The organism is Cohnella zeiphila, from assembly GCF_014212055.1.
GTDB classification, from domain to species: Bacteria; Bacillota; Bacilli; order Paenibacillales; family Paenibacillaceae; genus Cohnella; species Cohnella zeiphila.
In genome coordinates this window covers 121,010-135,623 of the sequence record NZ_JACJVO010000009.1, presented here as the reverse complement: position 1 = coordinate 135,623, position 14,614 = coordinate 121,010, and the positions used below count along the sequence as shown (strand labels likewise).

Below are 14,614 nucleotides of genomic sequence, written 5' to 3'. Positions count from 1 at the left end.
TCGGCAGACTGGAGAAGCATTCGGTGTTTTGACGCCGAATGTTTTTTGTTTTCGCATTTTTCGATTTCAGGCTTGCTCGTGACGTTACGTCGTGTAATACGATGCAATCAGGCCGGAGCGATCCCGCCTCCATAAAATCCGATAAGGATGTGACGATAGGATGTATCCAAAAGCCGACATGAAACAGCATTCCCGTCAGGCTCTTCGAAAAGTAATCCCCAGCCTGGCCGTCAACTGGCTCGTCCCCCTGATTCTGTACTCGCTGCTGCGCGATTCCGTCCCGACCGACGCCGCCGCACTGGCCATCGCCGGAGCCGTCCCCGGCGTCTGGGTCGTCTTCCAAATGCTGATCGCCCGCCGGATCGACTGGATCGGGTTGCTGGGCCTCGCGGGCTTCGGCGCGGCTTGCCTGATCTCGGTTCTGTCGGGCGGAGGCTCGATGCCGCTTAAGCTTTACCATCCGGCGGCGGCTTGCGCGATCGGCATCGCCGCTCTCGGCTCCGTGGCGCTCAACAAACCATTGGCGCTTCTCTTTTTCCGGTCCTTCGGCAAAGGCGATTCCGCGCGCTTCGACATCCCCGCGGTTCGCCGGAAGATGACCCAGGCGACGGCCGTGTTCGGCTCTCTGTTTCTCCTGGACGGCATCGTCCATGCGATGATGGCCTATTCGCTGTCGACCGGCGCGTTCCTCGTCTGGTCTCGCGTCGTCACCTTAGGCGCTCTGGCTATTCTCGTGCTCTGGATCCGGCACATTTTATGGCACAAGAAATCCTCGGAGGGGGGAAATCGAAAATGAGCGAGAAAAAAACAGGGTATTTGTCCGTTCCCGGAGCGGAGCTCTATTACGAAGTTCGCGGAACGGGCCCGGCTCTGCTGATGATTCACGGAGGAAACGGCGATGCCGACGTCTATTCCGGCGTTGCCGAGCGGCTTGCCGACCGTTATTCCGTCATCGCCTACGACCGCCGCGGCCATTCGCGCAGCAGACAAGCCGATGAAGGCGAAGCATACCGGGTGAGTACGCATAGCGACGATGCCGCCCGATTGCTGGCCGAGTTGACCGATTCGCCGGCTTACGTATTCGGCAGCAGCTCCGGAGCCGTCATCGGGCTGGATTTCGCCCTCCGTCATTCTGGGCAAATCCGCCTGCTCGTCGCCCACGAGCCGCCGCTCACCCATCTCCTGGCCGGCGAAGAGCGGGAGCGAGCCCGGCACATCCAGGAACAACTGGAATCCGTGAGCCGCCGGGAAGGCGCGTTGCCCGCCATCAAGCAATTCGCATCGGCTCTCGGCCTGGATCAAGCCGGCGGCCGCCCGGATCGCCGTCCCGATCCCGAACAGTTGGCGAGAATGGCCGCCAACATGAAATATTTCCTGATGCACGAATCCCCGGCCATCCGGCGCCATGTCCTGGATACGGATGACCTGCGGGCTGCGCCGGATTCGCAGCCGATGCGGATCGCCGTCGGGGGAGGAGCCGATTCGCGCGGCACGTTTCCTTACCAATGCGCGGCCGCGCTCGCCGAGAAGCTGAATGCGGATCTTGCGGAGTTTCCCGGGAACCACCTCGGCTATGTCCGGCAAAGCGAAGCGTTCGCGGAAACGCTGCATCGCGTTATCGGCGGATAAGATAACCCCGGAACTTAAAGTGATAAAAAGACGCTCCCTTGCGGCGACGTGGCCGCGGCGGGAGCGTCTTTTCCTATTCGTATGCGCGGGCTCAACCGGTTTTCTCGTCCGAAGGGTCGACCTCGAGCAGATCCATCAGGAACATAAAGATCGGAATGCCGATTATCAGCCCCCAGATTCCGAAGAAGTGCTGCGAGAAGACGAGCACCACGAACGTGTAGAACATGGGCAGCTTCGTCTTGTGGGCCATCATGCGCGGATTGAGCAGGTACGTCTCCAACGCGTGAATAAGCAGAATCATGACGATCGTCCAGATGACGAGCGACCAGCCGCCGGTCTGGTAGCCGATCAGCCCGATCGGGATGAAGCTCAGAACGACGCCCGCCACGGGGATAAGACTCAGGACCAGAACCAGCATGCTCAGCGCGAACAGGTAAGGGAATCCGAGAATCCACAACCCAAGCATCGTCAGCGCCGTGTTGAATACCGCGATGATCAGCTGAACCTCGATCACTTTGCCGAAGGATGCGACGAATTTGCGGCCGAAATACTCCAGTTCGTCGTACACCCACCCGATTTTGCTCCTCTTGAACTTGCGCGTGAAGGCGGCGACTTTCCTTTTCTGCAGCAGATAGAACAGACTGAGAATGATGACGATCAGAATGATCTCCAGCCATTTGCCGAGCTTGGAGATATAAGATATGGCCTCGTGCACGTAATCCTGGTAATTGATCTTGTTCAGGGCGTCGGTCAGCGGACCTGCGAAGCGATTGTCCTGGTGGGAATTGAGGAACTGGATCAAATTGTTGATCAGCTCCACGATCTGGGAGACAATCTGGGGAACATACTTGGATATGCCGAGCACAAAGCCGGCGACAATAATGACGTAGAGCAGAATGGTCACCAGATTCGGCGGAATCGGGACCAGCTTGCTGATCTGCCTGGACAGGAAGCTCTGAAGGCTGTTCATCACGTAAGTGACGAGGAACAGCAGCAGAACCATGTTCAGCATATGCCGAATGCTGTACAGCAACACGATGAAAATGACCAGAACCGTAATTCGGCGGACGGTCGGCATCGCGAAAAAATCTCGGATCGCTCCCATATATTACCCTCTTCGTCTCATAATCTTGTCTCTTTTTGTTTGTACGGTTTTCATTGGAAAAGGTTGCGTCGCATTTTGTAGCATTCGGCTTGTCCCTTCTCCCGGCGCCGAATAACGCCGGAGATCGACCGGCCTGCTTCCATGCTATGGAAGAAACCGCGAGGGTATGCCGAAAGCGGAAGCGCCGGCCCGAAAAAATTTCGCTCTTCAAAAAAACAGACCGCCGCGCCCCTTAGGACCGGCAGTCTTCCTGCTGGATGCTCATTCCTTCAGTATAGCCCGAACGAACCCCGATATTCCCGCAAGTTTCGGTCAAGCCCCCGGCTGCGCCGGCCGCTTCTTCCGCATCAAGCGCCCGCGCGAGCCGGTCCAGCTCCGGCCGCAGCGCGGAGGACACCGGAGTCATCGGCAAACGCAGCGTATCCGACGAGATGCGCCGCCGCTTCGCGAGCACATACTTGAACGGGGCCGGATTCGGCTCCCGGAACAACAGCCGGATCATCGGAAGCAGGCGGCCGAAGGCGGCCTCCGCTTCCTGATATCGCCCGGCAAGGGCAAAGCGCCAGACGTCCGCGAATCCTGCCGTCCGGCAGTTCGCCGACGCCAGAATCCCCCCGGCCGCCCCTTCCCGAAGCATCGCATAGAAGAAGGCGTCCTCGCCGCACAGGATCGGCTTGGCGCAGCCGAGCCGCTTCAGCTCCGCGATCAGCCCGGTTCTGCCGCTGCTGTCCTTGATTCCAATGACGCCGTCCAGTTCCAGAATGGCTTGAGCCGTCTCGGGCTCGAGCCGGATTCCCGTGCGGGAAGGAATCTCGTATGCGATAACCGGCACTCCCGCGCTCGCCGCTTCCCGGTAATGGGCAACGATCCCTTCCTGGGAAGGCCGGCTGTAATACGGGACGACGACGAGCGCGGCGTCCGCCCCCAGCTTCCCGGCCGCCTCCGTGCGGCGCGCGGTGGCGGCCGTGTCGTTCGTCCCCGTTCCGATCACGATCGGAACGGAGGAGCGGCCGGCCATCCGCTCCCGAATCTCCCGGAACTGAACGGCGACCTCCTCCCAAGCCACCGTCGGGGCTTCGCCCGTCGTCCCGTTCACGACAAGACCGTGGGCGCCGGCGTCCGCGACAGCCTGCGCGTTCGTTCCGATCGAATCCAGATCCAACTCTCCCCCGTCACGGAACGGCGTCACGAGCGGCACGTAAATTCCTTTCAGCTGCTCAGCGGTCAGCATCCGGCTCACTCCCTCATTTCGGATTGCGATCATTGTAACCCGGAGCGAGAGCGAAGCGTTATCCAATCTTATCGATCGTTCCGATCGGCGCGGCCGATCCTTCCGCGGACAGAGTCCGCTCCTGCGCCTTCGAACGAGACTTTGAGCGCCGTTCCAGCCGCCGGCTGGCCGCGAACACGCCGAGCGCCAGCGCCGTCATGGCGCCCGAGAAGTAGCCCAGGTGCCCGACGGAATCGAACCGGATGACCAGCCCGCCGGTCGAAGCTCCCAGGGCACTGCCCAAATAAATAGCAGAAGCGTTCAGCGACAGCGCCAGGCCGGCCGACGGGCCGGCCAGGCCGATCAGCCGGTGCTGCAGTGCCGGATTGAACATATAGCCGCTCAAGCTGTACAGCGCGAGGCTCGCCACGGCAGCGGCCAGAACGCCCGGACGCCCCGCCAACCCGAACAGCGCCGCCAGCAGCGCGAGAGCAAGCGTCAGCATCGAGAGCGCAATCGGGATGGCCCGGGCGGATCCGATCCGGTCCGCCGCTACACCGCCCGCCCGTACGCCGATGAAGCTTGCGACGCCGGAGAAGAACAGGACAAAGCTGATCGCGCGTCCTCCGGCCCCATAGCCGGCGAACAAATCGGACACGTACGTGAAGAGGGAAAAGATGCCGATCGCCCACACCATCGTGATCATCAGCGAGGAGAGCAGTTCGGGGCGTTTCAGCGGCGAGAGCCGTTCCTTCAGGCCGATCGAACCGGCGGCCGGCACGGCAGGGAAGAGCAAGCGGATGACGATGGCGGCGACCAGCGCCACGCCGCCGACGATCCAGAATGTCGCCCGCCAGTCGAAAGTCAGCGCGATCCAAGTGCCGAACGGCACGCCCAGGATCAGCGAGACCGTCTGGCCGGAGATGACGGTAGACAGCGCGCGTCCCCGCTTCTCGGGAGCGCTGACGGCGGAAGCGACCGCGACCGCCGTCGGCGAAAATATACTGGCCCCAAGCGCCGCGATAATTCGCCCGGCCAGCATCAGCCCGTAAGACGAGGCGAAGCCGCAGAGCACATTGCCGACCGCCACGAGCGCCAGCGAAGCGAACATCAGCTTTCTTCGCTCCATCGCTCCGGTCAGCGACGTCAGCAGCGGCGAGGCGACGGCATAAACAAGCGAGAACACGGTGACCAACTGCCCCGCAACGGCGAGTGTCACATGCAGGGCATCAGCCAGTGTCGGAAGCAGCCCTCCGATCATAAACCCTTCCATCCCGACGGCGAACGACCCGAGCGCCAGCCAGAAAATCCGTTGATTCACCCGAAAAACCCCTCTCTACCATTTGAATATAACTATTTCAGTTACATTGATTGTCGCACGTCGTTCAATGGTATACGCGAAGAGCTGGCGGCTATTTCCCGGAGCTCCTTCAGGCATTTCATTGCAACCACATCAGTAACATTGAACCCGACAAAAAACGTGTGCTGATGTACTTCCTGATCCCCTTCGAATTGTTTGCCCCGGTCATCACAACCGATTCAGTATCATTGGTGAATATCGAAATCGGACGAGCTCCTGAGCGAAAGGGATGCCGGTTAATGCTCGAAGCCCGGTTCCGCTTGGGCGCTGCCGTACGCCAACGACGAGGTGACCAGCTCGGCGATCGAGGTTCCCGCCAGGCGCTGCTTCATCGCGACTTCGCTCTCCTCGTAGATGTCCCGCAGCGCCGGTTGAATGCCTTTGCCCACCAGGCATTTCGGATTCGGCTGCGAGTGGTGAAGCTCGAACAGAGGAGTCGGCACGACCGCCTCGTAGACGTCCAGAAGGCTGATCTCTTCCGCCTTGCGCGCCAGCTTCCAGCCCGCTCCCGTCCCGCCGTGCTGAACGAGCACCAGGCCGGCCTTGGCGAGCTGCCCGAGAATCCGGCGAAGAAAGACCGGGCTCGTATTGACGCTGTTCGCGATGCGGTCCGAAGGGAGAAATTCATCCTTCTTCTCCGCTCTGAAAGCAAGCCACGATAAGATGTGAAGCGCCAGCGTGTAGCGGCTGACGACGGCCATGAGCGACACCTCCTTTGCAATGAAACCATTGTAGTTTTATTGAATGGAGATGTCAACTCCTTGCGGCGCGAACGGGCGCTTCCGTCTGGCGAATCCGCGGAGAATGGTATATTCTTGTTGTAAAACCAGATCCGGGAGGCCGCCTTTGAAAATCAAAGTGTTGATTGCGGACGACAATTCGTTCATTCGCGAAGGCATGAAAATCATATTGTCCAGCTTCGAGGAATTCGAAGTCGTCGCCACCGTGGAGGACGGGGCCCAGGCAGTGGAATATTGCCGAAGCCATCCGGTCGACGTCGCCATGCTCGACGTCCGGATGCCGAACATGAACGGCGTGGAGGCGACTCGCCTGATCGCCATGGAAGAGCTCGCCAAGCCGCTCATTCTGACGACGTTCGACGACGACGAATACGTGCTCGACGCCGTCAAATCCGGAGCGATGGGCTACCTGCTGAAGAACAACGACCCTGAACGAATCCGCGACGCGATCCGCAGCATCTACAACGGCCATCGCATCCTCCAGGATATTGTCCTGGACAAGATCAAGTCGAACCTGGCAAGCTCGGCGTCCCCGGCGCCGTCCGCGCCGTCCGCCGCCGGCTCGGACCGGATCGATCGAGGTTCGTTCACCGAACGCGAGCTCGAGATCATGTCGCTGATCGCGAAGGGGCTATCCAACAAGGAGATCGCGAAGCGGCTGTTCATCTCCGAAGGCACGACGGCGAACTATATTACCTCCATCCTGAACAAGACCGGCCTGGAGCACCGTACGCAGATTGCCATTTATTATTTGACGGGCGAAGTGAAGCTCTCCGACGATGAATAAGATCGGCGCGATCGACATCTGGACGCTCGGCAACAAGGCCAGCCTGCTTTTCTACCTGATTGCCGCATCTTATTTCATGAACGCCAAGGCGACGCCTTGGGACGTGCTCGCTTATCTCGTTTATCTGTGCCTGAACGTCGCCATCCCGATCTTTAAAGGCAAACGTCCGCGACTGGCGCTAATGGCCGTATCCGCCGCGTTCGTCGTCTATTGCGGCGAGCAATTGAGTCCGCTTTTCTACCTGCTCCTTCCGGTTCAACTGTGCGAATCGTTCCGGCTGGCAGGCTTCAAGCGGGGGTGGGAGCTGCTTCCGATGCTGCTGCCGCTTGCGGTCGTCCCTCGCGGGTTCGTTCCCGTCTACGGCCTTGCCGCGCTGTTCAGCTTCCTGCTTCACGCGGGCTTGCGGGAGCAGGGAGGCAAGGCGGAGCGGCTGGAGAACGAATTGGAAAAATCGAGAGAGGAGCTGCAGAGGCTCGCCCGGTCGCTGAACGAGAACGAAGAATATATCCGGCAGTCCGAGTATACGATCAAGCTGGAGGAAAGGAACCGCCTTTCGCAGCGCATTCACGACGAGATCGGCCATTCGATGGCCGGGGCGCTCATCCAGATGGAGGCCGCCCGTACGCTGCTCGGCCTGAAACCGGACAAGGCGGCGGAGCTGCTCGGCAACGCCATCTCCATTTCCCAGGACGGGCTGGAACGAATCCGATTGACGCTTAAGGACATGAAGCCCAAGGCGGAGGAGCTCGGCATCCATCGTCTGCGGCTGCTGGCGGACGAGCTGTCGGCCCGGCACGGCGGCTCCGTCACGGCGACGGTCACGCACGCGGGAGACCTGGACGTCATCACGCCGATTCAATGGCGGATCATCCAGGAGAACGCGACCGAAGCGGTCACCAATTCGCTCAAATATTCGAAAGCGACCGCCATCGACATCGAGGTTCGGGTGCTCAACCGGTTCATCAAGTCGGTCGTCGCCGACAACGGCCGCGGCGCGCCCAAGATCGTCAAAGGATTGGGCATCATCGGCATGGAGGAGCGGTCGGCTTCGGCCGGCGGAACCGTTATCGCCGACGGCACGAACGGCTTCAGCATCACGACGCTGCTCCCCCGTTCGGACGGGACGCCGGAGCCCTCATGATCTCTCGCGATTAAACAAGATGCCCTTCCCGCGTCAGGCACATACCTTGTAGAAAACGATAGGTGCGTGTCGCGCGAATGAACGTTACGAGAAGCATGCCGAAGCTGGGAGAAATCGCCGAAGGCCGCCCCGCCGCGAATTTGGAATGGTGGTACGCCTATGCCTTCCTGACGGGGAACGGCGGGAAGAAGTACGCGCTGGTCGCGTCTTTTTTTCGCGTCGGCGAGCTCCCGGTCGTCAAGGGCCATTACCTGATCCATTCCTTTATCCGCCTGGACGAAGACCGCTATGAGCCGAGATCGTCCTTGGACCGAACGCTGGCCTACCAGATGGCCGGCTTTTACCTGCCCCTGTATTTCGTAATGAAGCCCGGCGACCGGAAAACGTGGAGCCAATATATGAGCCTGCTTCAAGGCAGCGTTCCTCCGCCTCACCTTCTCATGGATCGCGCCTCCGTCACGTCCGGTCCTAGCCGGCTGGCTTATGGAGACAGCGGAATGACGTTCCCGGACGACCCTTCGGCCGGTTTCGACGTCCGGATTGCCGATAAGACCCGCCGCGTCGACCTCCGCTTTCTCCCCGCGAAGCCGGTATCCTCCGTCGACGAGGAAGGCAGCCTGAATGGGCTGAAGTATTATTCCGTCACCCGGAATCAGGTGTACGGGGAACTGCGGGGCCCGGACGGAGAAGCGGAGACGCTGAGGGGAGAAGGCTGGTTCGACCGCCAATGGGGGCAAAATTACGATTTGCTGCGGGGCCGCGGATGGGACTGGTTCGGTCTGCAGCTCGAGGACGGACGCGAGCTGATCGTCAGCCGGCTGCGGCGGACGAACTCCGCGGGAGCCGCGGCCCCCGTCGCGAAGCTGATCCTGGAGGACGGGGACGTCCGGACATCGGACCGGGTCGAGATTCGATCGTCCGGCTCTTGGAAGAGCCTTTACTCCGGCTTCCGTTATCCGGCCGAGTGGCGGCTCGCCGTGCCGGACTTCGGCCTTGCGCTTCGCGTCGCGCCGCTGATGCCCCATCAAGAGATTCCGATCCCGGGGCCGATCCAAGCCATCTGGGAAGGCGCCTGCGCCGCGGCCGGCGAGAGCCGGTCCGCCGGCGGAGCGATCTCTCCTATCCGGGGAAGAGGCTTTGCCGAGCTGGTCGGCTATGCGGACGAATAGGCCGATCAGGAACAAGCGGGGAGCGCTGGATCGTTTCGGTTCATGTTTGAGCTTGCTACCGGCGCATGGCGATCAGCTTCTCGTGATGGGTGGAGTAGATCTGCTCCACCTTGCGGTCCGGGTCCAGATACGCTTTCGCGCTGTTCACCGCCATCGGTCCTTCCATGAAGCCGCCGGCGATCAGCTTCAGCTTGCCCGGATGGCTCGTCACGTCGCCCGCCGCGAAAATCCCGGGGATATTCGTCTCCATGCGGGCGTCCACGACGATTCGTTCCTCCTCGAACGCAAGCCCCCAGTTCGCCAGACCGCCGAGATCGCCTCGGATGCCGTGGTTGACGAGCACCTCGTCGACCTCCATCTCGAACGTCTCGCCGGTCTCCGTCTGCTCGACGATCGCGCGCCGCACGCGCCCCCCGTCTCCGTGCACTTCCTTCAGCCAGTAGGGAGTCATCACGGCGGCGGATGAGTTCAACAGCTTCGTCACGCCGCTCTCGTGCCCGGCGAACTGGGTCCGGCGATGGACGACCGTCAGCTTCGCGGCGATCGGTTCGATCGTGTTCGCCCAATCGATCGCCGAATTTCCGCCGCCGGAGATGAGCACGTTCCGGTCGCGGAAACGGTCCAGGCTGTCTACCGAATAATGAAGGTTGACCCCTTCGAAGCGCTCGGCTCCCGGCTGCTCCAGCTTCCGGGGCACGAACACCCCGTTGCCGATCGCCAGAATGACCGTGCGCGTCCAATGCGTCTCTCCGCCCGCGCAGACGAGCTCGAATATGCCGTCCTCCCGGCGCCGAAGTCCTTCTACCCGCTGCCCCAGCACGATGTCCGGCCCGAACATCGTGCCCTGCCGAACGACCTGCCCGATCAGCCCGGCGCCGGTGACGGCCGCCACCCCGCCGATGTCGTGCAGCACCTTGTCGGGATAGAACGCCACCTTGCCGCCCAGCTCGGCGGCGCTCTCGATCACCTTCGTTTTGAGCTCCCTCATGCCGCAATAAAAAGCGGAAAACAAGCCGACCGGCCCGCCGCCGATAATCGTTACGTCGAAAATGTCCGTTTCTCGCTCCACGTCCATCTCTCCTCCGCGTTATTTGTCAGCTTCGTTATAATTGATAATGGTTATCATTATCAATTATAAAGTGACGATGCAGCTCCGACATTCAAAAGCGCCGCAAGGCGAAGGTTCCGTTGCGGCGCTTGTTGAGCGTGAATTTACGGAGAAGGAGGAGTCTGCGAAAAATTTTTAGCTCCAAGAGTGAACGTCCACGGTCCCCGAACGATCGCCTCGGCGTCCGAGAGCGTGACTTCTGCCTTCTTGTCGCCCGGGTCGATCTCGAACTCGAAAAATTCCGTCGCCCACGTCGTCTCGTTCATTTTCGCCATAGAGCCGATGCCGTCCAGACGGAAGTCCCGCAGCGAGCGCTCGTCGTTCTCGTCGAAGTGCAAGTCGACGTAGACCCTCAGCGTCGTGGTATCCGTCCGTTCAACCCGGGTTACGGTGATAGGGAAGCCGGCCAGTTCGACCGTTTGACCGATCTCCAGGCTGCCTTGGGCCGGAATAGGTAGGCGCAAACGCGCCGTTGGGATCGGGTAGCTTACTTCAATCTCCGGCACCGTGATCCGATAAGTTCGGTCGCTTCCGTCATCGAAGAGCGGAAAATAAAACGTGCGGAGCGGAGCCCCGGTCCCCCGCTCCGGCTCGATCGCCAGCGTCTTGCCGGTATCGTCGGCGACCGTCAGCTGGCGTCCCGGGCGAATGGCGGAGCCAACCATATAATCGTCGACGTAGTAATCCTGAGAAGACGGAGTCACAAGCGTGATTCTCGCCCGGTCGCCGACGCGCGACGCGACGGCGGTGACGCTTACGCCGCCTTGCGATTGGGTCGGCCCCATCTCCTCGTAGCTGCGGTAGTTCGGGGCCGGCGTGAGCTTCAGAGGAACGACGGTATCCGGATAAGCGTCGAATACGAGCGTCGCCGTTCTCCCGATGTCCAGCTTCCCCTTGTGCCAATAGGAGCCGGTCTTCTCCGTACTCGATCCTGCATACATGGAGATCGAAACGTCGAAGCTTTCGCCTTTTTCATTCGTAATCCGGACGCTTTGCGGAATCCGGGCGTTCTTCTCCGTAAAAGTAAGGTACGTCATCTGGTCGTCGACCGACATTCCCGTGATGACGAACTCTCCTTCGCCGAATTGCAGGCGAATCGGCTCGGCGAGGACGAGCCTGTCCGCCCCGGCGTCTTGATCCCGGCCGTCGTCCATCACGCCGATGCCCGGTACGAACTGCAGCGCCTTCTGGATCGCCGCGCGCACTTGGGCGTCGGTCAACGCCAAGGTGAAGAGCGCCAGCCCGAGCACGACCGCCGCCGTCGCCGCGTACCACCGCCGGGAACGGCCGCGCCTCCGTTCGCTCCGGGCTCGCTCGATGCCGAGCCGACTGCGTTCCGACAGCTCGGGCGGAAGGGGAATGCCGCCGATCGTCTCCCGAATGTCATCGTTCATCGCTCTTCTCCTCCTCCGCCTCGAGCCTTAGCTTTTTGAGCGCCCGGTACAAGACCGTTTTTCCCGTTCCGAGCGGCAGTTCGAGAATGTCCGCCGTCTCCCGGATCGTATAGCCGTGATAAAAACGCAGCAGAACGACGCTTTTCTCGTCTTCGTCCAGCGTGTCGATCAGCTCTCTCAGCGACACGGACAACGATAAGTCCCCGGCGCCGCTTCCTTCTTCGGCTTCTTCTTGCGGATCGATCCTCAGGCTGACGTCGCGCGGCCGCTTGCGCAGAATGTCCACGGAACAGCGGATCGCGATTCGAATCAGCCACGTTTTGAAATGCTGCGGCTCCTTCAGCTTCGAGATCGACTTGAACGACCGGTACGCAGTCTCCTGGACGGCGTCCAGCGCGTCTTCCCGGTTGCGCAAGTAAACGAACGCCGTCCGGTACAAGTCGGCCTCGAATTGCCGGAACAGCTCCGCGTACGCCGCGGCATCGCCTTTTCGGGCTTTTTGAACGAGAGATAAAATGAGGGCTCACCTGCTTGCCGTTATCGTTACCCATTAGACGCGAAAAACGGGAATTTGGCTTTGGACTTCGGCCGGAAAACGCAAAAAAGCAACCCGTTTCAGGGTTGCCGGTTTAATCGATATTGGTAGGCCCGGTGGGATTCGAACCCACGACCAATTGATTAAGAGTCAACTGCTCTGCCAGCTGAGCTACAGGCCTTCAAGCGAGAACATTGAATACTATATCACATCCTTGTCCGCTTGTAAATTAGAATTTTTAATTTTTTTTAGAGCGAATCTCCGCCTTGCCGGATCATTCCGGATGGTTGACGGTCGCCCTGCCCGCTGCAAAAGGACTGGTCACGCCCTCGTAGGCCAAATGCGTCATCATGCCGGAGGACGCATGCTGGAGATTGTGGCAATGATCCATCCAGATGCCGGGGTTGTCGGCCCGGAACGCGATTTCATAGCGTTCTCCGGGTCCGATATCGAGCGTATCGGACCACCAGGGACTGCCGCTGACCTCCTTGCCGTTGCGGCTCAGCACGAGCAGCTTGTGCCCGTGAAGATGCAGCGGATGGTGGGCGCTGCTCCGGTTGACGATCGTAAACTTGACGAGGTCGTTCTCGCTTACCATAAACATCGGCGTATCCGGATACGAACGGCCGTTTATCGTATACATAAAGGCGATATGCCCGTCGTACAGGCCGAGCTTCTCGTCGAATTCCATTCGGTAATCGCGGTCGAATCGGCTGTCCGCTCCGAACGGCGTGGCCGCCGGCCGGCCGTAGGCGGCCGGATCGAACGCCTCGCCGAAGACGACTTGCGGCAGCGAGCCGGTCTGACCGTCCGGCGTCAGCAACAGCCCGCTCTCGCCGCCGTCGCCGCAGGCACTCTCTTTCGAGCACAGCAGGACGGGCGTATCCGGCATCGTCAGCGACAAGTCCATTCTGCCTCCGGCCGCGAGCTGCAGCGTGCGGTTCGACAGCGGCTCCGGCCCGTTGACATCGGTTCCGTCGATCGCGACGACCCGATAGGAGGCGCCCGCCAAGACCAGCTTCTCGAGATCGTCCGAGGTGTTGATCAGACGAAGCCGGATGGTCGTGCCTGGAGCGACGGTTTGCCGCTGCAGCGTGTCTGCGCTTCCGAATGCCTCGCGATAGCCGTCGTTCGATTGCCAGCGGTGGGTCGCGACGACGATGTCCTTCTTTTCCGGCACCGGTCCGCTCTTCGGTTCGACGACGAGCGCCCCGAACAATCCCCGGGCCACCCCTTCGTCGGACACCTGATGGGTGTGATACCAATACGTTCCCGCCTGCCCGGCCACGAACCGGTAGACGAACGTCCGGCCCGGCATCACGGCGTCCTGGGTCACCCCGGCGACGCCGTCCTCGGCGTTCGGCACGTCGAGCCCGTGCCAATGAAGCGTCACGCCATCGGCGATATCCCGGTTGCGCAGCGTGACTTCGACCAGATCGCCCTGCTTTACCCGAAGCTCCGGTCCCGGCAGCTGTCCGTCGAACGTCCACGCATCCACCGTCGTTCCCGAGGCGAGCTTGATTTGCGATTGCTCTGCGGTCAGCACGAACCGGTCGTCGGGCTCATCTTCGGCAGGTCCGGTCAGCGAAGCGACGCTGATCCCGGAGCCTGCAGCCGCTTGGCCGTCCTCGTGCTCCATCCCTTCCATGCCCGCCATTCCGTCCATTCCGGACATGCCGGCCATTTCCTGGTCCTGCATCCCGATCCGGTCCGGCAGCTTGCTCGCCTCCGCCTCGCCGCGAATCCAGAAGACGAGGCAGGCGGCGACGACGGCCAACGCCAGGGAGCCCTTCGCCGTTCGCGCGGCGAGGGGAGGAAGCGTCCAGCTCAGCTTGCCCAGCGCTCTCCGGCGGTTCCGCTGGCGGAACCAGAGACCTGCCGACGCCACGATCATGAGCGGGAGCGGAACGATCAGATCGGCCCAACCGATCGGCACCGCGGTGAACCAGGTCAGATATAACGTCAGGCAAGATCCGACGGCCGCCGCTTGGGCGGGCACGACGGCGGCCGGATCCGCCGTTCGCCGTCTCGCCGGCCCGTCCGGCAACTCCTCCGGCTTCTCTTTCCCGCAAGCCCGATGCGCCGCCCAGAGCTTCGGCACGCTCAGCAGGACGGTCAGCGCGACCGGGGCCGCCAGCAGCGGAACCTGCAAAATGAGCTTATTGCGCCAATCCGCCCATCCGCCCGGCCACAGAGAGACATCGTAAGCCAGCTTGGCGGCGGCCATTCCGCACCCGAGCAGCATGAACGCCAGCGCTCCCCGAATCCGCCTCCGCATCCGCTTGTAGCTTGCCGCATAGCCGATTCTGCCCAACCGGTATACCGCGACTCCCCATACGATCATCATTCCGAAGGCCAGCATTCCGCCCGGCCCGAATAGATCTCCCGTCATCGTCCCGCTCCCCCATTCATAATCCTCGGGTTTCATTGTACGGG

The 14,614-nt window shown here is 61.3% G+C and carries 13 protein-coding genes and 1 tRNA gene; 5 read left to right on the top strand and 9 right to left on the bottom strand.

Annotated elements, in window-relative coordinates; genetic code table 11:
• Window positions 1-160: 160 nt before the first annotated feature.
• Both H7C18_RS07875 and H7C18_RS07870 read left to right on the top strand, forming a co-directional pair.
• A complete protein-coding gene (locus tag H7C18_RS07875; RefSeq protein WP_185128483.1) occupies window positions 161-796 on the top strand; it encodes a VC0807 family protein in 636 nt (211 codons plus the stop codon).
• Complete coding sequence (locus H7C18_RS07870) at window positions 793-1,629, top strand: alpha/beta fold hydrolase (RefSeq protein WP_185128482.1); 837 nt, start codon at window positions 793-795, stop codon at window positions 1,627-1,629. The genes H7C18_RS07875 and H7C18_RS07870 overlap by 4 nt, the downstream gene beginning before the upstream one ends.
• Window positions 1,630-1,720: 91 nt before the next feature.
• Here H7C18_RS07870 and H7C18_RS07865 read toward each other — a convergent pair whose 3' ends face one another.
• The 4 genes from H7C18_RS07865 to H7C18_RS07850 all read right to left on the bottom strand — a co-directional run bounded on the left by H7C18_RS07865 (window position 1,721) and on the right by H7C18_RS07850 (window position 6,005).
• Window positions 1,721-2,734: an AI-2E family transporter gene (locus H7C18_RS07865; RefSeq protein ID WP_185128481.1), complete on the bottom strand. Its 1,014-nt coding sequence runs from the start codon at window positions 2,732-2,734 to the stop codon at window positions 1,721-1,723.
• 232 nt (window positions 2,735-2,966) lie between these two features.
• Window positions 2,967-3,965 carry a 4-hydroxy-tetrahydrodipicolinate synthase gene (gene dapA / locus H7C18_RS07860; RefSeq protein WP_185128480.1) on the bottom strand — a complete coding sequence of 333 codons (999 nt, stop codon included), beginning with the start codon at window positions 3,963-3,965 and terminating at the stop codon, window positions 2,967-2,969.
• Between the two features lie 58 nt (window positions 3,966-4,023).
• A complete protein-coding gene (locus H7C18_RS07855; RefSeq protein ID WP_185128479.1) occupies window positions 4,024-5,265 on the bottom strand; it encodes an MFS transporter in 1,242 nt (413 codons plus the stop codon).
• A gap of 275 nt (window positions 5,266-5,540) precedes the next feature.
• Window positions 5,541-6,005, bottom strand: coding sequence for an Rrf2 family transcriptional regulator (locus H7C18_RS07850; RefSeq protein WP_185128478.1), 465 nt, complete (start codon window positions 6,003-6,005; stop codon window positions 5,541-5,543).
• Window positions 6,006-6,150: 145 nt separating this feature from the next.
• On the opposite strand from H7C18_RS07850, the gene H7C18_RS07845 reads away from it, so the two are divergent.
• The 3 genes from H7C18_RS07845 to H7C18_RS07835 all read left to right on the top strand — a co-directional run bounded on the left by H7C18_RS07845 (window position 6,151) and on the right by H7C18_RS07835 (window position 9,141).
• Window positions 6,151-6,831, top strand: a complete 681-nt coding sequence (locus H7C18_RS07845) for a response regulator transcription factor (protein WP_185128477.1) — start codon at window positions 6,151-6,153, stop codon at window positions 6,829-6,831.
• Window positions 6,824-7,972, top strand: a complete 1,149-nt coding sequence (locus tag H7C18_RS07840) for a sensor histidine kinase (RefSeq protein WP_202886974.1) — start codon at window positions 6,824-6,826, stop codon at window positions 7,970-7,972. The genes H7C18_RS07845 and H7C18_RS07840 overlap by 8 nt, the downstream gene beginning before the upstream one ends.
• Before the next feature lie 77 nt (window positions 7,973-8,049).
• Complete coding sequence (locus H7C18_RS07835) at window positions 8,050-9,141, top strand: lipocalin family protein (RefSeq protein ID WP_185128476.1); 1,092 nt, start codon at window positions 8,050-8,052, stop codon at window positions 9,139-9,141.
• A gap of 55 nt (window positions 9,142-9,196) precedes the next feature.
• On the opposite strand, the gene H7C18_RS07830 is transcribed toward H7C18_RS07835, so the two are convergent.
• From H7C18_RS07830 to H7C18_RS07810, 5 genes are all read right to left on the bottom strand, one after another.
• Window positions 9,197-10,210 carry an NAD(P)/FAD-dependent oxidoreductase gene (locus H7C18_RS07830; RefSeq protein WP_337913110.1) on the bottom strand — a complete coding sequence of 338 codons (1,014 nt, stop codon included), beginning with the start codon at window positions 10,208-10,210 and terminating at the stop codon, window positions 9,197-9,199.
• A gap of 143 nt (window positions 10,211-10,353) precedes the next feature.
• Window positions 10,354-11,643, bottom strand: coding sequence for a hypothetical protein (locus tag H7C18_RS07825; protein ID WP_185128474.1), 1,290 nt, complete (start codon window positions 11,641-11,643; stop codon window positions 10,354-10,356).
• Entirely contained in the window at window positions 11,633-12,160 is a 528-nt protein-coding gene (locus H7C18_RS07820; RefSeq protein WP_185128831.1) for a sigma-70 family RNA polymerase sigma factor, read from the bottom strand. Before H7C18_RS07820 ends, H7C18_RS07825 begins: the two co-directional genes overlap by 11 nt.
• A 123-nt stretch (window positions 12,161-12,283) precedes the next feature.
• Window positions 12,284-12,359 (bottom strand) — tRNA-Lys (locus H7C18_RS07815).
• 93 nt (window positions 12,360-12,452) lie between these two features.
• Entirely contained in the window at window positions 12,453-14,570 is a 2,118-nt protein-coding gene (locus H7C18_RS07810; protein ID WP_185128473.1) for a multicopper oxidase family protein, read from the bottom strand.
• Window positions 14,571-14,614 lie beyond the last annotated feature (44 nt).

Excerpts from the sequence above, each read along its gene's own strand:
- H7C18_RS07825 (WP_185128474.1), bottom strand. The coding sequence starts at position 11,643 with ATGAACGATGACATTCGGGAGACGATCGGCGGCATTCCCCTTCCGCCC.
- H7C18_RS07840 (WP_202886974.1), top strand. The coding sequence starts at position 6,824 with ATGAATAAGATCGGCGCGATCGACATCTGGACGCTCGGCAACAAGGCC.
- H7C18_RS07875 (WP_185128483.1), top strand. The coding sequence starts at position 161 with ATGTATCCAAAAGCCGACATGAAACAGCATTCCCGTCAGGCTCTTCGA.
- H7C18_RS07850 (WP_185128478.1), bottom strand. The coding sequence starts at position 6,005 with ATGGCCGTCGTCAGCCGCTACACGCTGGCGCTTCACATCTTATCGTGG.
- H7C18_RS07870 (WP_185128482.1), top strand. The coding sequence starts at position 793 with ATGAGCGAGAAAAAAACAGGGTATTTGTCCGTTCCCGGAGCGGAGCTC.
- dapA (WP_185128480.1), bottom strand. The coding sequence starts at position 3,965 with ATGCTGACCGCTGAGCAGCTGAAAGGAATTTACGTGCCGCTCGTGACG.
- H7C18_RS07810 (WP_185128473.1), bottom strand. The coding sequence starts at position 14,570 with ATGACGGGAGATCTATTCGGGCCGGGCGGAATGCTGGCCTTCGGAATG.
- H7C18_RS07835 (WP_185128476.1), top strand. The coding sequence starts at position 8,050 with ATGAACGTTACGAGAAGCATGCCGAAGCTGGGAGAAATCGCCGAAGGC.
- H7C18_RS07865 (WP_185128481.1), bottom strand. The coding sequence starts at position 2,734 with ATGGGAGCGATCCGAGATTTTTTCGCGATGCCGACCGTCCGCCGAATT.